The 16,760-nt window shown below is 60.4% G+C and carries 18 protein-coding genes; 7 read left to right on the forward strand and 11 right to left on the reverse strand.

Going from position 1 to position 16,760, the window contains the following annotated elements; genetic code table 11:
• Positions 1-173 precede the first annotated feature (173 nt).
• The 3 genes from J2T09_RS10630 (at position 174) to J2T09_RS10640 (ending at position 4,444) form a co-directional block, all read left to right on the forward strand.
• A complete protein-coding gene (locus tag J2T09_RS10630) occupies positions 174-2,813 on the forward strand; it encodes an FtsK/SpoIIIE family DNA translocase (RefSeq protein WP_306834084.1) in 2,640 nt (879 codons plus the stop codon).
• Positions 2,814-2,886: 73 nt separating this feature from the next.
• Positions 2,887-3,531, forward strand: a complete 645-nt coding sequence (locus J2T09_RS10635) for an outer membrane lipoprotein carrier protein LolA (protein WP_306834087.1) — start codon at positions 2,887-2,889, stop codon at positions 3,529-3,531.
• 112 nt (positions 3,532-3,643) lie between these two features.
• A complete protein-coding gene (locus J2T09_RS10640; RefSeq protein WP_306834089.1) occupies positions 3,644-4,444 on the forward strand; it encodes an exodeoxyribonuclease III in 801 nt (266 codons plus the stop codon).
• Between the two features lie 35 nt (positions 4,445-4,479).
• Here J2T09_RS10640 and J2T09_RS10645 read toward each other — a convergent pair whose 3' ends face one another.
• A complete protein-coding gene (locus J2T09_RS10645; protein ID WP_306834091.1) occupies positions 4,480-4,935 on the reverse strand; it encodes a cyclic nucleotide-binding domain-containing protein in 456 nt (151 codons plus the stop codon).
• A gap of 12 nt (positions 4,936-4,947) precedes the next feature.
• Entirely contained in the window at positions 4,948-5,631 is a 684-nt protein-coding gene (locus J2T09_RS10650) for a response regulator transcription factor (protein ID WP_306834093.1), read from the reverse strand.
• Positions 5,632-5,765: 134 nt separating this feature from the next.
• Between J2T09_RS10650 and J2T09_RS10655 the strand changes: the two genes are divergently transcribed.
• Complete coding sequence (locus J2T09_RS10655) at positions 5,766-6,311, forward strand: L,D-transpeptidase family protein (RefSeq protein WP_306834095.1); 546 nt, start codon at positions 5,766-5,768, stop codon at positions 6,309-6,311.
• Here J2T09_RS10655 and J2T09_RS10660 read toward each other — a convergent pair whose 3' ends face one another.
• The 9 genes from J2T09_RS10660 to ffh all read right to left on the reverse strand — a co-directional run bounded on the left by J2T09_RS10660 (position 6,312) and on the right by ffh (position 14,431).
• Positions 6,312-7,136, reverse strand: a complete 825-nt coding sequence (locus J2T09_RS10660) for a DMT family transporter (RefSeq protein ID WP_306834527.1) — start codon at positions 7,134-7,136, stop codon at positions 6,312-6,314.
• Positions 7,137-7,292: 156 nt separating this feature from the next.
• On the reverse strand, positions 7,293-8,699 hold the full coding sequence (leuC, locus tag J2T09_RS10665) for a 3-isopropylmalate dehydratase large subunit (RefSeq protein ID WP_306834097.1): 1,407 nt from the start codon (positions 8,697-8,699) through the stop codon (positions 7,293-7,295).
• A gap of 288 nt (positions 8,700-8,987) precedes the next feature.
• Positions 8,988-9,743 carry a BA14K family protein gene (locus tag J2T09_RS10670; RefSeq protein ID WP_306834099.1) on the reverse strand — a complete coding sequence of 252 codons (756 nt, stop codon included), beginning with the start codon at positions 9,741-9,743 and terminating at the stop codon, positions 8,988-8,990.
• A gap of 159 nt (positions 9,744-9,902) precedes the next feature.
• The gene (gene rplS / locus J2T09_RS10675) at positions 9,903-10,445 is read right to left on the reverse strand and encodes a 50S ribosomal protein L19 (protein ID WP_306834101.1); all 543 of its coding nucleotides are present in this window, start codon (positions 10,443-10,445) and stop codon (positions 9,903-9,905) included.
• Positions 10,446-10,703: 258 nt separating this feature from the next.
• Complete coding sequence (gene trmD / locus J2T09_RS10680) at positions 10,704-11,378, reverse strand: tRNA (guanosine(37)-N1)-methyltransferase TrmD (protein WP_306834103.1); 675 nt, start codon at positions 11,376-11,378, stop codon at positions 10,704-10,706.
• A 3-nt stretch (positions 11,379-11,381) separates the two neighbouring features.
• A complete protein-coding gene (gene rimM, locus J2T09_RS10685; protein ID WP_306834105.1) occupies positions 11,382-11,945 on the reverse strand; it encodes a ribosome maturation factor RimM in 564 nt (187 codons plus the stop codon).
• Positions 11,946-12,099: 154 nt separating this feature from the next.
• Entirely contained in the window at positions 12,100-12,480 is a 381-nt protein-coding gene (gene rpsP / locus J2T09_RS10690; protein ID WP_112728913.1) for a 30S ribosomal protein S16, read from the reverse strand.
• Between the two features lie 55 nt (positions 12,481-12,535).
• Positions 12,536-12,853 (reverse strand): chorismate mutase, encoded by a 318-nt coding sequence (locus J2T09_RS10695; RefSeq protein WP_306834107.1) that lies wholly within the window; start codon positions 12,851-12,853, stop codon positions 12,536-12,538.
• Between the two features lie 15 nt (positions 12,854-12,868).
• Positions 12,869-14,431, reverse strand: a complete 1,563-nt coding sequence (gene ffh, locus J2T09_RS10700) for a signal recognition particle protein (RefSeq protein ID WP_306834108.1) — start codon at positions 14,429-14,431, stop codon at positions 12,869-12,871.
• 241 nt (positions 14,432-14,672) lie between these two features.
• Between ffh and J2T09_RS10705 the strand changes: the two genes are divergently transcribed.
• The 3 genes from J2T09_RS10705 to J2T09_RS10715 all read left to right on the forward strand — a co-directional run bounded on the left by J2T09_RS10705 (position 14,673) and on the right by J2T09_RS10715 (position 16,740).
• Positions 14,673-14,939 carry a hypothetical protein gene (locus J2T09_RS10705; protein ID WP_306834111.1) on the forward strand — a complete coding sequence of 89 codons (267 nt, stop codon included), beginning with the start codon at positions 14,673-14,675 and terminating at the stop codon, positions 14,937-14,939.
• Between the two features lie 63 nt (positions 14,940-15,002).
• Positions 15,003-16,100: an MBL fold metallo-hydrolase gene (locus J2T09_RS10710; protein ID WP_306834113.1), complete on the forward strand. Its 1,098-nt coding sequence runs from the start codon at positions 15,003-15,005 to the stop codon at positions 16,098-16,100.
• 52 nt (positions 16,101-16,152) lie between these two features.
• Entirely contained in the window at positions 16,153-16,740 is a 588-nt protein-coding gene (locus J2T09_RS10715; RefSeq protein WP_306834115.1) for a biliverdin-producing heme oxygenase, read from the forward strand.
• The last annotated feature ends 20 nt before the right edge of the window (positions 16,741-16,760 follow it).

Here is a 16,760-nt window from a genome sequence, read left to right on the forward strand (position 1 = left end):
GAAAGGCCCGGAAACATCGTGTTCCGGGCCTTTTCCGTGGGTAAATTTTGCCCTTACAGGCGTGGTTAAAGTTGCGTTAACCTGCTTTCGTTAGCTTGCTCTCATCTGGGCGCATTGCGTGTCGGGCCGCCGATTCGACCGCCATGCCCAAAACTGGTTACAGGCTGGTGATAATGAGCAGAAGCAATTCGGCAGCCATGGCGCATCGTTCGACGCGCGTCGTGCTTACCGCTTTCGTCATGCGTCAGGTTCTGGCGCTTCTGGGTTTCGGGATCTTTCTCGGGCTTGCGCTGGCCATTGCCGCGCTGGCAACGTGGAACGTTGCTGATCCGAGCTTCTCTTATGCCACGGATAACCAGCCGAGCAATATTCTCGGCGCACCGGGTGCGGCCTTTGCCGACATGATGATGCAGTTTTTAGGGCTCGCCAGCGTGCTGGCCCTGCTGCCCATTCTCGCCTGGGCAATGGCGCTGATCACCGGTCGCCACATCGATCGCCTTCCTGCCCGCATCGCCGCTTGGGCGGGTGCCGCCCTTGCCGGTGCCGCCACGATCGGCTGTTTTCCTGCTCCGCTCACCTGGCCCATCCCCAACGGTATCGGTGGTGTTCTGGGTGACATGATCCTGCGCTTCCCGGCGCTTTTTGTCGGCGCTTACCCCACCGGCATGCTCGCCACCATTCTCGGCTGCATCTTTGCCCTGCCGACCGCCTGGCTGATGCTGTTTGCCTCGGGCATGATCGGTCACCGCGAAGCTGTGGAAGTCGATGAAGACGATATCCCCGAACCGCCGCGCCGCAATGCCGCGCAGGATGAAGACGAGGATGACGAAGGCGGCTTTGGCGGTTTCCTCGCTTTCGGCGCGCTTGCGCATTACTGGTATATGGGGCAGGCCCAGTTCCGTCGTCTGTTCGGCATCAAGTCGCGGTCGCGCATGGGCGGCCAGCACGAACAGCCTTACGATTTCAACGATGACGAATTCGGCGGCCTGAACGAGCCTGTCCGCGCCAAGGCGAACCGTGGCGAACGCCGCGAGCCGTCCATGGATGGCGGCGAGTTTGCCAACCGCACGATGGCGCGTCGCGCCATCGCTGCCCCGCCCATGTCACATGAGGACGAAGACGATTATGACGACGATGTCGGCATGCGTCGCCCGGCCGGCATCCTGCCGGATGACGACGAGTTCGTCTCGAGCCCGCGCGGCCGTGGCAATTCGCGTGTGACGCCGGCTGCTACCCCGCCAAAACCGAGCGCCCGTGTCGGTCGCGAAGCCCAGTCCTCGTTTATCGATCCCGAAGGTTTCCAGCTGCCCTCCGTGCATCTGCTGACGGAACCGAAGGCCGTTGCCCGCGATGCGTCTCTTTCCGCCGATGCGCTGGAGCAGAATGCCCGCATGCTGGAAGGCGTGCTCGAAGATTTTGGCGTCAAGGGCGAGATCATCCATGTCCGCCCCGGCCCGGTCGTCACGCTTTACGAACTGGAGCCGGCCCCCGGCATCAAGTCGTCGCGCGTCATTGGTCTTGCCGACGATATCGCCCGCTCTATGAGCGCGATCGCTGCCCGTGTCGCCGTCGTTCCCGGCCGCAACGCGATCGGTATCGAACTGCCGAATTCCACCCGCGAAACCGTCTATCTGCGCGAAATGATCGGTAGCCGTGATTTCGAGGGCAGCAAGGCCAAGCTCGCCATGGCGCTCGGCAAGACGATCGGTGGCGAACCCGTGATCGCCGATCTCGCCAAGATGCCGCATCTTCTCGTTGCCGGTACCACCGGTTCGGGTAAGTCTGTCGCCATCAACACTATGATCCTGTCGCTGCTTTACCGGCACAGCCCGGAAAAATGCCGCCTGATCATGATCGATCCAAAAATGCTGGAACTGTCGATCTATGACGGCATTCCGCATCTGCTCTCGCCTGTCGTCACCGATCCGAAAAAGGCCGTCGTCGCGCTCAAGTGGACCGTCCGCGAGATGGAAGAGCGCTACAAGAAGATGTCGAAGATCGGCGTCCGCAACATCGATGGCTTCAATACCCGCGTCGAACAGGCGCTTGCCAAGGGCGAGGTTCTGACCCGCACCGTGCAGACCGGCTTCGACCGCCAGACGGGCGAAGCGATGTACGAGACGGAAGAGTTCGATCTGAAGCCGCTGCCCTATATCGTCGTCGTCATCGACGAAATGGCCGACCTGATGATGGTCGCCGGCAAGGATATCGAAGGCGCGGTGCAGCGTCTGGCGCAGATGGCACGTGCCGCCGGCATCCATGTGATCATGGCGACGCAGCGTCCGTCCGTCGACGTTATCACTGGCACGATCAAGGCCAATTTCCCGACCCGCATCTCCTTCCAGGTGACGTCGAAGATCGACAGCCGCACCATTCTGGGTGAGCAGGGTGCCGAACAGCTGCTCGGCATGGGCGACATGCTCTATATGGCCGGTGGGGGCCGTATCCAGCGTGTCCATGGTCCGTTCGTGTCGGATAACGAAGTCGAGGAAATCGTCTCCTACTTGAAAAGCCAGGGTGCGCCCCAATATCTCGAAGCAATTACGGCAGACGACGAGGATGACGACGAAGGCGGCCCGGCGGGCACATCCAATCTTTCCGATTCGGATGACCCCTACGATCAGGCAGTGGCAATCGTGCTGCGTGACGGCAAGGCGTCGACGTCCTATATCCAGCGTCGGCTGGGCATCGGTTACAACCGCGCTGCATCGCTGATCGAGCGAATGGAGCAGGAAGGGCTGATCGGCCCGGCCAACCATGCCGGCAAAAGAGAGATACTTGTGCCGACAGAGAACGATATTCTCGATCGGTAACCGCGCTGTGATCAGGCGCGGCCATCAAGCCGCCGCCTTTCATGGTGAGGAAGAGACTGAAGGAGAATACTGAATGACACTGAAGACCATGCCGCAGATCCTGACGCCCTCCCTCAGCCGCCGCGCTTTTGTCACCGGCGTCACGGCCACGGCTTTTGGTAGTCTTATCGGCCTGCCTGCACTTGCGCAGGGCACCGCCTCGGCGCAGAAGATCGCCGACCATTTTTCCTCGGTCAAAACCATGATGGGCGAATTCGTTCAGTTCGGCCCGCGCGGTGAGCAGACCGGCGGCAAATTCTTCATCGAACGCCCCGGCAAGCTGCGTTTCAATTTCGAGGATCCGTCGCCGATCCGCGTTATCGCCGACGGCAAGAACGTGGTTATCGGTAACCTGAAGCTGAAGACCTGGGACATCTATCCCCTGTCCAAGACGCCGCTGAGCCTGCTTCTGTCGGACAAGATCGATCTGCAGAACCAGACCGTGCGCGACGTCAAGGAAGAGTCGGACCTGATCACCATCGTGCTCGGCAACAAGAGCATCTTTGGCGACAGCACCATTACCATGATGTTCGATCCAAAGACCTACGACCTGCGCCAGTGGACGATTACCGACCTTCAAAACAAGGAAACTTCGGTGATGATCTACAATGTCCAGAACGGCACGAAGTTCGACGACAAGGTGTTTCAGATCGATTACCAGGCCGTTCACCGCCGATAAGCTGTTTATGGGCAGGACGAGAAACCGAAGGGTCGCGGAAAACGCGGCCTTTCTGCTTTTCAGCACATCGGAAATTTCATAGACCCTTGCCCATCAGCAGGGGATCTTTCGAATGTCATTTTCCATCACCACCTGGAACATCAATTCGGTGCGGCTGCGCATGCCGATCGTTGAGCAGTTCATCGTGCGCCGCCAGCCCGACATTCTCTGCCTGCAGGAAATCAAGTGCCAGGAGCCCGAATTTCCGCTCGCTCCGCTGAAAGCGCTCGGTTACGAGCACATCATCATTCACGGCCAGAAGGGTTATCACGGTGTGGCGATCGCCTCGCGTATCCCGCTGTCGGAAGACCATCGCCAGAATTACTGCAATGTCGGTGATGCCCGCCACATCTCGGCGATTTTCGAGCGTGGTTCGCGTCGCATCCGTCTGCACAATTTCTACGTCCCCGCCGGCGGCGACGAGCCGGACCGCGCCATCAACCCGAAATTCGGCCACAAGCTCGATTTTCTCGAAGAGATGAAGGCGCTGAGGGCGGATATGCCGGGCGTTTCCTCCATTCTCGTCGGCGACCTTAACATCGCGCCGCTGGAGCACGATGTCTGGTCGCACAAGCAGCTTTTGAAGATCGTCAGCCATACGCCGGTGGAAACCGACGGCATGAAGGAGGTCATCGCCAAGGGCGGCTGGCTGGACCTGATGCGCCAGTACACGCCGGAGCCGGAAAAGATCTATACGTGGTGGAGTTACCGCGCCAAGGATTGGGAAGCCGCCAACAAGGGCCGCCGCCTCGACCATATCTGGTCATCGCCGGAGCTCGGGCCCTTCCTCGACAGAATAGAGGTGCTGAAGGAAGCGCGCGGCTGGAACCAGCCGTCCGACCATGTGCCGGTCACGGCGACGTTCAAGTTCTGATGAAAAATCCGGGCTGAATGGCCCGGCGTCATTTCCTACTGGAAACGGCTTTCCATCGCCGCCGCCGCCTGCGCCATGCGCACCAGATTGTCTCGGATGCGTGCCTGCAAAATCTGCGCCGCGCGCGGATATTCTTCCAGCAGGCGGTGGAAAAGGGTGCGCGTCACTTTCAGCACATCGCTGTCCTGCACAGCGACTGCCGTATATTTGCGCTCGACCATGGTGATCAGGGCCAGTTCGGAAAGCAGTGTGCCGGCACTCACTTCCTTTTCCACCTGCATGTGGCCATCGCGTCCCAGTGTGGAAAGCTGAAAGCGCCCGCTTGCCACCACGAAGGCGGATTCGGCTGGGGAGTGTTCGCGAAACAGCGCCTGGCCGTGCGCGATGGTGCGGCGTTCGGCGCCGAAGGCGATCAGCCGCAGCTGGTCGCCATCCATGTCGGAAAACAATGGCACCTGCGAAAGCAGGCGAATGTCGTCGGCAAGTGCCATTGTCGAAAATCCTTACGGTACGATCTTGTAGCCGCCGTTTTCCGTCACGAGGATTTCCGCGTTGGACGGGTCGCGCTCGATTTTCTGGCGCAGGCGGTAGACATGGGTTTCCAGCGTGTGCGTGGTGACGCCGGAATTATAACCCCAGACCTCTTCCAGCAACACGTCTCGTGTCACAACCTTCTGTCCGGCGCGGTAGAGATAACGGATGATCGCCGCTTCCTTTTCCGTCAAACGGATCTTTTTGCCGTCATCGGTGGTCAAAAGCTTCTGACTCGGTTTGAACACGTAAGGCCCGACGGTGAAGGTGGCGTCCTCGCTCTGCTCGTACTGGCGCAGCTGGCCGCGAATACGGGCCAGCAGAACCGCGAAACGGAAGGGCTTGGTCACATAGTCGTTGGCGCCGGCTTCGAGACCGAGAATGGTGTCGCTGTCGGTGTCGTGGCCGGTCAGCATGATGATCGGCGCCTTGAAGCCGCCCTTGCGCAGCAGTTTCACCGCCTCGCGACCGTCCATGTCCGGCAGGCCGACATCCATGATCAGCAGATCGATCTGGCCGGCCTTGGCTGCCTGCATCGCCTTGGTGGCGTTGCTTTCCTGCAGAATGTTAAATTCTTCATAGAAGGAAAGCTGCTCGACCAGGGTTTCGCGCAGGTCGTTATCGTCGTCGACCAGAAGGATGGTGCGTGCTGCCATGTAAGAACTTGCCTCTTTGTTGTCGCGGGCCATCACGGATGGTGCGCGGCCGACTGTTTCGGGCACTTGATGTAAGTGCTAGCTTGCTATGAATTCAAATAAAATCATGAGCAAAGCAAAAACTTGTGAGGAAAATGCGAGCAGATTGCCAAAAGAAAAGGGGGGCTTCGACGATTGTCGTACGCCAGGTGCCCGGAAACCGCTCGCGCGCCCTCGTCCAGCTCGGTCCGGTGACGCTTCCGGCGGCCATCGGACGCTCCGGCCGAACCGCGTTCAAGCGCGAGGGAGACGGTGCAACACCGATCGCCGCCATGCCCGTTCTTTACGGTTTCGTGCGCGGTGATCGCGTCCGTGCGCTGCCTACCGCCTTGCCCATGCGCCGCATCCGGCCCGACATGTTGTGGTGCGACCAGCCGGAACACCCGAGCTACAATCGGCTCGTCAAGGCGCCGTTCAAACCCAGCCATGAGGAGATGAAGCGGGAAGACGGGCTTTACGACGTCTGCCTCGTGCTCGACTGGAATGTTTCGTCGCGCCAACGGAATCGCGGCTCGGCGATCTTTTTTCACCTCATCCGTCCCGGTTATCAGCCGACGGCGGGATGCGTCGCCGTCAAGTTGCGGGACATGCAGCGGCTGTTGCGCTTCATCCGCAAGGGAACGGTGGTGAAGGTTCTCTGATCAGCGACCGATCAGGATGGCGCCTGCCGCCACCACCACGCAGGCAAAGATGCGTTTCGGCGTCAGTGCTTCGCCTAAGAAAAGACGTCCGATGATGACGGCAAACACCACGCTGGTTTCGCGGATCGCCGTCACCGGCCCGGCAGGGCCGAGCGAATAGGCGGCAACGACGGCGGCATAGGCGATCAGCGCAAACACGCCGCCACCCAATGCCTTCCGTGTTTCGCGCGAGCGGAAGTCAATGCTCAGGCGCCCGCGCATGACGCAATAGACCGCAACCATCATCACGCCATAGATCAGCAGAACCCAGGCGGAATAGGTCATCGTCTCATCGACATGGCGGACGCCGCTTGAATCGATCAGGGCGTAGGTGGAAATGATCGAACCGCAGACGAGCGCCAGCCCGAGCGACACCGGGGAAACGCCGGAACGCCCCAGAACGAGGCTCATGATGCCGGTGGCAATCAGGGCCACGCCGGCAATCTGCGGCGTTTCCAGATGCACGCCCAGAAACAGGATGCTCGCCAACGTCACCAGAAGCGGCACCGTGCCGCGCACGATCGGATAAACCTGCCCAAGATCGCCATAACGGTAGGCCGCGACCAGAATGAAGCTGTAGGCCGTCTGCAGCGCCGAGGAGGCGATAATGAAGGCAAGTGCTGTTGGCGAGGGCAGGGGATAGATGAGGATCAGCGGCACGGAAACGATCGTGCCGGAAATGCTCATCACCGTCACCGACCACATGCGGTCGGCGCCCGAGCGCAAAAAGGCGTTCCAGCTGGCGTGCAGAATGGCCGCAAACAGCGCCAGGCCGATCATTGTCATGTTCAAGGGGGAAGGCGCCTTCGACGCAGCTGAAGATTCTTGTCGCGCCAACATAAAATCGGCGTGACGTCTGTCAATGCGTTGATGGGGCCGCACGCGCCGAAATGAAGCGCTCGGAAAAGAAAGGGCCAGGAAATTCCCGGCCCTTGCAAAAAATCATTTCCAGTCGCGGATATCGACAAAGTGACCGGCAATCGCCGCAGCCGCCGCCATGGCCGGCGAGACGAGATGCGTGCGGCCCTTGTAGCCCTGGCGGCCTTCGAAATTGCGGTTCGAGGTGGACGCGCAGCGCTCATAGGGGTTCAGGCGGTCGTCGTTCATGGCAAGGCACATGGAACAGCCCGGCTCGCGCCATTCGAAACCGGCATCCTTGAAGATCTTGTCGAGGCCTTCGGCTTCCGCCTGTTCCTTCACGAGGCCCGAGCCCGGCACGATCATGGCGTTGACGGTGGATGCCACCGTCTTGCCCTCGACCATGGCGGCCGCCGCGCGCAGATCCTCGATGCGACCATTGGTGCAGGAGCCGATGAAGACGCGGTCGACGGTGATGTCGGTCATCTTCTGGCCGGGCTTGAGGCCCATATATTCCAGCGCGCGCCATTTCGACGTGCGCTTGTTTTCTTCCTGGATATCGTCCGGGTTCGGCACCACGCCCTCGACCGAGATGACGTCTTCCGGCGAGGAGCCCCAGGAAACGATCGGCGGCAGGTTGGCGCCGTCGAGCACGATCACCTTGTCGTAATGCGCGCCTTCGTCGCTGTGCAGCGTCTTCCAGTAGTCGATCGCCATGTCGAGTGCCGCACCCTTTGGCGCACGCGGTTTGCCCTTGATATATTCAAAGGTGGTTTCGTCCGGCGCGATCAGGCCGGCGCGGGCGCCGCCTTCGATCGTCATGTTGCAGACCGTCATGCGGCCTTCCATGGAGAGCGAACGGATCGCTTCGCCGGCAAATTCGACCACGTGGCCGGTGCCGCCAGCGGTGCCGATCTCGCCGATGATGGCGAGGATCACGTCCTTGGCGGTGACACCTTCCGGCAGCTTGCCATCGACACGCACCAGCATGTTCTTGGCCTTTTTCTGCACCAGCGTCTGGGTGGCGAGAACGTGCTCGACCTCGGACGTGCCGATACCATGCGCCAGGGCACCGAAAGCACCATGCGTGGACGTGTGGCTGTCACCACAGACGATGGTCATGCCCGGCAGGGTAAAGCCCTGTTCCGGGCCGACAATGTGCACGATGCCCTGACGGACATCCTTTTCCGAATAATATTCGACGCCGAAATCGGCAGCATTCTGGGCCAGCGCCTCCACCTGGATGCGGCTTTCCTCGTTCTTGATGCCGAGATGGCGGTCGGCGGTAGTCGGCACGTTATGGTCGACGACGGCGAGCGTGCGCTCCGGTGCGCGCACCTTGCGGCCGGCCATGCGCAGGCCTTCGAATGCCTGCGGCGACGTCACTTCGTGAACGAGGTGACGGTCGATATAGAGAAGACAGGTTCCGTTTTCTTCCGATACGACGTGGTCGTCCCAGATCTTGTCATAGAGGGTACGCGGTGCGCTCATGGCTGACATCCATTTCAAATGGTCATGTTTTGAAGGTAGGGAATGCGGGCGGTAAATACCGCCGTGCCGGGCATGTCGGCCCGGTCAGCTAAGTCGGCTGCAAAGCGCCCCGGAAACGCGCGCGAAGAAACGTGCCGGCAGACGCTTGTGGTCCTGCAGCACAAAAACTTCCTTGGCGAGACATCCGAATTTCGATCCCATGACGGCTTATATAGCAGTTCGATGAAATGTCGGCAATCGGGAGTGTGATGGTGTGATGACCGATACCTGCGCCGTTGCCGATTGGTGTCAGTAGCTGCGCTCTCTTGGCACGCACTGGCGACGCGGCCCGCCATCATAGGGCTGGTACGTATTGTCTTCCGCGCGATAGGAGCGGTATTGCGCAAAACACCAGCCGGTATCGACGCTGCCGGAATCCGCGATCATCTGCGGTTCTTCGGCCATCATTGGCTGTTCGGCCATGATCCCCTGCGCGGTATCCACCGGCATGGCGGCATCATTCGTGCCGGATGTATCCGCGACAGGCATGCCGCCTTCATGTGGCGATTGGCACTCACGGCGTTCCGGCGCATCGAACGGCTGATAGCTGTTGTCCTCGATGCGGTAGGATCGGTACTGGGCAAAACACCAGTCGATATGGGCGGCGCTCAATTCGATCAGGCTGCCATCGGCCTGGCCGCCCATTGTCGCTTGCGCGCCCTCGAACATCGGATCGTCATTTTGGGATGAGGCCAGTTCAAGACGATCGGCCGATCGTTGCGGCGGTACCGCATTGGCAATGCTGTCGATCTCGCCGCCGAGCGGGTTTTCCTGAGCGGGCATGTCTGCGGCTGCAACAAGTGCCGGCAGCCGTTCAAGCTGCTGCGTGCTGCGATCGACGACAACCGGTTTGTCGGTCCACAAGGGTGCATCCATGTGGGCAAAATGATGCGGTGTGTAATCGGTGATCACGAAGGAGGCCGCATAGACCGCGCCGATTACGCCAGCGACACCCAGGGAGAGGCAGGTTGCGAGTTTCAACGGTACGGCGACGATCGGCTTCACGGGAAAAAGCTCCGGTTGGCAATCCAGAGCGAAAAATGCGGAAAGCGCCCAAGAGTTCCCGCCAAACGCGGGCTCACCCGCAATTTTTAACTTTTGTCATGACGGCAATAAAAAAGGCGACCCGAAGGCCGCCTTTTCATCATGCCATGACGGCAAATCTTATTCGGCAGAAGCTTCTGCTGCCTTTGCAGCAGCTGCTTCTTCTGCAGCCTTGGCTTCAGCGGCTTCCTGAGCTGCCTTTTCGGCGGCCAGTGCCTGTGCTGCTGCTACCTTTTCGGCTTCCAGACGTGCCTTTTCCTCGGCAGCTGCAGCGCGTTCGGCTTCGTTCAGCTTGCGGGCGCGCGTACCGGTGTTTTCAACGATACGAGCCGACTTGCCGCGACGATCGCGCAGGTAGTACAGCTTGGCGCGACGGACCTTACCGCGGCGAACGATTTCGACGCCTTCGACCAGCGGCGAGTAAACCGGGAATACGCGCTCGACGCCTTCACCGTAGGAAATCTTGCGAACCGTGAAGCTCTCGTTGATGCCGCCGCCCGAACGAGCGATGCAGACGCCTTCGTAAGCCTGTACACGGGTACGGGCGCCTTCCTTGACGCGTACGTTGACGCGAACGGTGTCGCCCGGAGCGAATTCCGGAAGCGTGCGCTGTGCTTCGATCTTGGCGGCCTGTTCGGCCTCAAGCTGCTGGATGATGTTCATCGATGTAACTCTCTCGTTTTTCTGAAACAGCCAGAGCGCTCGATGATCATCCCTTGGTCATGACCTTGTCGGTCAATGCCGCCGGATCAGCCTTGTGGGCAGAGCGGGTTCGCCATTCTTTGCTTGTCGGTTACGGGCGTTTGCCCATGTCCGAGCGCGCCAATACACCAAAGGCGGCCGCTTGTCATCCCGTCGGTTGCATTTTTATGACGGAAAGACCGGGTTTCCGGCACGTTGAACGCCGGTTGAGGCGCGGTGTCAGTCCAACAGGTCCGGGCGGCGCTCTTTTGTCAGTTTCAGCGCCTGCTGCTGCCGCCATTTTTCGATGGCGGCATGGTTGCCGGACGTCAGGACCGCCGGGATTTCCTGACCTTCGAACACCTGCGGCCGGGTATAATGCGGGTGTTCCAGCATGCCGGTCTCGAAACTTTCATGCGTGCCGGAGAGTACATTGCCCATCACGCCCGGCAGGATGCGCACCACCGCATCGAGCAGGATCAGCGCCGCCGGCTCGCCGCCCGACAGAATATAGTCGCCGATCGAGATTTCCTCGAGTTCGCGGCCATCGATCACCCGCTGGTCGACGCCTTCGAAACGGCCGCAGACGATGACGACGCCATCGCCGGCTGCCAGTTCACGCACGCGTGCCTGCGTCAGCGGTTTTCCACGCGGGCTCATCAGCAGACGGGGACGGTTGTCTGCTGCGACGGAGTCGATCGCCTTCGCCAGAATATCTGGCTTCAGCACCATGCCGGCGCCACCGCCGGCTGGCGTGTCATCGACGGTGCGGTGTTTATCCTCCGCAAAGTCGCGGATCTGCACGGGTTCAACCGACCATTCGCCACGCACGGCGGCCTTGCCGGCCAGCGAGGTTGCGAGATGCCCGGGAAACATTTCGGGGTAAAGCGTCAGGATGGTGGCGCGAAAGGTCATCGTTCACTTGCCGCCGGGAAAGCCGTCCTGGCCCTTGCCCTCATTGGGGTCCTCGATCAGGCCGGCCGCCATCGGATCGATAAGAAGGCGACCACCTTCAAGATCGATTTCCAAAACGGCGGCTTCGGAAAACGGGATCAGTGCAGGGCGACGGCCCGGACCTTTCAGTTCCAAGAGGTCGCCGGCGCCAAAATCATGCACGGCCGTCACCTTGCCGTAACTCTTGCCTTCGGCATCGACGGCCTCCAGGCCTTCGAGATCGGCATAATAAAATTCGTCTTCTTCCAGTTCGTCGTCCGGCAGGTTGTCGCGGTCGATGAACAGTTCCAGTCCGTTGAGCGCTTCCGCCGCATTGCGGTCGTTGATGCCGCGAAAGCGCACGACCACGACGTTCTTGGCTTCGCGCAGGTCGAGGATCTCGAACACGCGACCATCTTCGCTGCGCAGGTTGCCGTAATCGCCGATCGCCATCGGATCTTCGGTAAACGGACGCACGCGTACTTCGCCGCGCAGGCCCTGCGCCGCGCCGATCGTGGCCATCAGGATTGGGTTTTCAAGCTTGGCCATACGGGCGTGCCGATCCTTCGTGTCGTTTTCGGTCTTTTACGGCGGCAGAGATTGTCGGGCAAGCGCCGTTATCGTGTCGCCGATCTCGCAAAAGGAAACGGGCGGCATGTTGCCATGCCACCCGTAACTTTCTCAACCTTGCGGTCGGAAAAGATTATTCAGCAGAAGCGGCGGCTTCGGCAGCAGCTGCCTTGGCGTCTTCGATCTTCTGAGCCTTTTCAGCGGCGCGCTCGGTTGCCTTCTTGCCCGGCTTTGCCTTTTCCGGGTTGTTCTTGGCTTCGCGGGTCGCGATATTGGCGTCGGCCAGGAAGCGCAGAACGCGGTCGGTCGGCTGTGCACCGTTGGCAATCCAATGCTGGATGCGCTCGGCGTTCAGTTCGATACGGGCCGGGTTGTCCTTGGCCAGCATCGGGTTCCAGGAACCGAGCTTCTCCAGGAAGCGGCCGTCGCGCGGCGAACGGGCGTCAGCCAGAACGACGGTGTAGTAAGGACGCTTCTTGGAACCACCGCGGGCCAGACGAATCTTCAGGGACATTGTTATTCTCCTAGGTTTGGGCCGCCATCCGGCGGGCCGTGTCTTGAAAACTTGGTTATGCAGTCTCTTTGGCGCCGCCATGTTCGGCGGCAATCGCTTCATGGTGCCTGATGACTTCCTTGATGACGAAGTTCAGGAACTTTTCCGCGAAATCCGGGTCCAGATTGGCATCCTTCGCCAACTGGCGAAGGCGTTCGATCTGGAATTCTTCACGCGCCGGGTCAGCCGGCGGCAAATCGTATTGAGCCTTGAGGTGGCCCACTTCCTTGGTGCAGCGAAAACGTTCGGCCAGCATGTGCACCAGCGCCGCGTCGATATTGTCGATCGACTGGCGGTAGCTCAGAAGCTTTGCCTTCACTTGCGGGTCAACCATTCTTCGCGCTCCCTCTTATTTCTTCTTGCCCGGCAGACCCGGCAGGCCCGGGAAACCACCGAGACCCGGCAGGCCACCGCCGCCCAAACCCGGAAGTCCGCCCGGAAGACCACCCGGCAGGCCGCCACCCGGCTTCAAACCCGCGGCTTCGGCCTGCTTCTGCAGGGCTTCGAGCTGTTTCGGGTCGAGCTTGGAAAGGTCGGGCATGCCGCCCATTCCACCCATGCCCATCTTGGAGGCAAGGCCGCCCATCATCTGCTTCATCATGCCGCCCTTGCCCTTGCCGCCCATCATTTTCATCATGTCGGCCATCTGGCGGTGCATTTTCAGAAGCTTGTTGATTTCCGCCGCATCCGTGCCAGAGCCGGCGGCGATGCGCTTCTTGCGGGAATGTTTCAGCATGTCCGGGTTGGCGCGCTCAGCCTTGGTCATCGAGGAGATGATGGCGATCTGGCGGTCGAACATCTTATCGTTCATGCCGGATGCGGCGAGCTTGTCCTTCATGCCGGCCATGCCCGGCATCATGCCCATGATGCCACCCATGCCGCCGAGCGATTTCATCTGGCGCAGCTGGTCGGCGAGATCGTTGAGGTCGAACTTGCCCTTGGCCATCTTGGCGGCCATGGCAGCCGCCTTTTCGGCGTCGATGTTTTCGGCAGCCTTTTCGACCAGCGAAACGATATCGCCCATGCCGAGAATACGGTCAGCGATACGGCGGGGATGGAATTCCTCCATCTCCGTCATCTTTTCGCCGACACCGATCAGCTTGATCGGCTTGCCGGTAACGGCGCGCATCGAAAGCGCTGCACCGCCACGGCCATCGCCGTCCATGCGGGTCAGAACGAGGCCGGTAATGCCGACGCGTTCATCGAAATTGCGGGCGAGATTGACGGCGTCCTGACCGGTCAGGCTATCGGCAACGAGCAGGATTTCATGCGGATTGGACTTCCGCTTGATCTCCGCCATTTCGGCCATCAGCGGTTCGTCGATATGCGTGCGGCCGGCGGTGTCGAGGATGACGACGTCATGGCCGCCGAGTTTTGCGGCCTGCACGGCGCGCGCGGCGATATCGGTCGGCGACTGGCCGGCGATGATCGGCAGCGTATCGACGCCTGTCTGCACGCCCAACTGGCGCAACTGTTCCTGGGCTGCCGGGCGGCGCGTATCGAGCGACGCCATCAGCACCTTTTTCTTTTCGCGGTCGGTGAGCCGCTTGGCGATCTTGCCGGTGGTCGTGGTTTTACCCGAGCCCTGCAAGCCGACCATCATGATAACGACGGGGGCGGCGGCTGCCAGGCTGATGCCGACGCCTTCCGAACCCAGCATCTCGACCAGTTCGTCATGAACGATCTTGACGACCATCTGGCCGGGCTTGATCGACTTCAGAACCTCGGCGCCGACGGCCTTTTCACGCACTTTGTCGGTGAAGGCGCGAACGACTTCGAGCGCGACGTCGGCTTCCAGAAGTGCACGGCGAACCTCACGGAGCGCTGCGGAAACATCCGCCTCGCTCAACGCGCCACGGCCGGTCAGTCCATTCAGAATGGAGCCAAGACGGTCCTGCAGGTTCTCAAACATCGCAACTTCCTTCTTCGTTTCCGGGTGCCCGGAAACGTCGGGTCTTTTACCGCTGAAAACAAGACGCCAAGGCGCGCGCAAAGCCAAAAAGCACCCGAGGGCGCAACGCGCTGTCGGATGTTGACCTCCGGGCTCAATATGTCGGCCCCGGTCGGCGGCTCCAAGTCGTGACTTGTCAGCAGGTTGCCGGGCTTAAACATGAAGTGGGGCGCAGAGTCAAGGGAAGGGCCGGATTTGGGCTATGGGCAGCGGTATCAAACAACGCTATCTTTCCGAAACGGCAATTCTCTGGTGGAGGAGGATTAGCATGGGTTTCACTATTCATGACGCAGAAGTCCTGGCGCTCGCAAACGAGGTGAAGCGCATGTACGGCGCCAAAACCATGGAACAGGCTATCGGAATGGCGCTTGCCAAAGTTCTCAAAGCACCCGAAAAAGAGCCGCCATCGCCTATGTCTTTTGATCGGGGTGAAATCGCAGCAGAACAGCGGGGCACCGGTGTCGATTAGAAATCGTCAGCTCGTAACCAGCAAGATATTGTTCCTCCAAACTCAACCCTTACATAGCCCGTCATGAACCGTCGCAATTTTTTCAAATGGACCGGTCTTGCTGCCATCGCCGCGCTTGCCGGTGGTGTGACGGCAAGGAGCGCCATGGCTGGCAACAAATATTACAGCGGTCCCGTCTCGGATCATTTCGACGGCACGCATTTCTTCAATCCGAATGGCGAAGAACCGGCGGGCATGATGGATCTGCTGCGCTGGAAACTCGGCAACGGTAACATTCCCTGGCCCGAAACATTTGCCAGCCCGTTTCCGCAGGCCATGCCGGAAACCCGCGTCAGCGGCGACCGCCTCGTCGTTACCATGGTCGGCCATGCTTCCATGCTCATACAGGTCGCCGGCCTCAATATCCTCACCGATCCCGTCTGGTCGGAGCGCACCAGCCCGTTCAACTGGACCGGCCCGAAACGCGTCAACCCGCCCGGCATTCGCATCGGTGATCTGCCGCCGATCGATATCGTGCTTGTCACCCACAATCATTACGACCATCTCGATCTCGAAACCCTTTGGGTGCTGCAGGGCCGCGACAAGCCGCATTTCATTACCCCTCTCGGCAATGACGCCATCATCCGCAGCAAGGTTCCGGATGCAAAAATCACGGTAATGGATTGGGGTGGTCAGGAAACCGTCGCGCCCGGTATTATCTTCCATTGCGAACCCTGCCATCACTGGTCGGCACGTGGTCTGAATGACCGCCGACAGGCGCTTTGGGCAGCCTTCGTGTTCGAAACCCCGGCGGGAAAAATCTATCCCATCGGCGATACCGGTTTTCACAGCGGCATCAATTATCGTGCGGCGAAGGAAAAGCATGGCGGTTTCCGCCTCGCCAACCTGCCTTTTGGCGCCTACGAGCCGCGCTGGTTCATGGCGCCGCAGCACCAGAACCCGAAAGAGGCGGTGGAAGGCATGTTGCTTTGCGACGCCGCTTTTGTGGCCGGCCATCACTGGGGTACGGTAAAGCTCACCAATGAAGGTATCGAACAGCCGGTAGAGGCGCTTCATATCGCGCTCGATACACGCAAGATCCCCCGTGAGCGTTTCCGTCCCATGCGGCCGGGCGAGATTTTTGACGTGCCTGCATCTCAATCCGCCACCACGCGCACTTGACGACACCCATGTTGATTTGCTTCATGCGAAACATGAGTGTGAGGGACAAGAAATGCTGATCGAACTCGAACGCCCGACCGAGGCCACCCGCATCCAGCGGCTGAAGGCGTTGACGACGGGAACACATGACACGCTGGACAAGCGCATCATGCGGGCGGAGCCTTTTGCCAGCCGCGAGCGCTATGCGCTGTTCCTTGAGGTCCAGCATCATTTCCATGCCGATGTCGCACCGCTTTATGCGTCGGCAGATCTGAATGGAAAGCTTCCGGGCCTTGCCGATCGCTGCCGTCTGGACGCCCTGCGTCAGGATATTGTCGATCTCGGTGGCGTGGCGGAAAAACTCTCCTCCACCACCGGACCTCTCAGCCCTGCCGCAGCACTCGGCTGGGTTTATGTCGCCGAAGGCTCCAATCTCGGCGCCGCCTTCCTGCGCAAGGAAGCGATCAAGCTGGATCTGTCGGACGATTTCGGCGCCCGCCATCTTGCCGGTCATCCGGAAGGGCGCGGCCTGCACTGGCGAAATTTCGTTTCGGCCTATAACGACCTGCCGATGTCGCAAGCGGAAGAGATCGAAGCCGCCGAGGGCGCCAAGGCCGCCTTCCGCCGCGTGCATGGGCTGGTGGAACGGATTTTCGGGTAACCGCCGGCCATCCGTCACCA

Source organism: Neorhizobium huautlense (genome assembly GCF_030811685.1).
Taxonomy (GTDB): Bacteria; Pseudomonadota; Alphaproteobacteria; order Rhizobiales; family Rhizobiaceae; genus Neorhizobium; species Neorhizobium huautlense_A.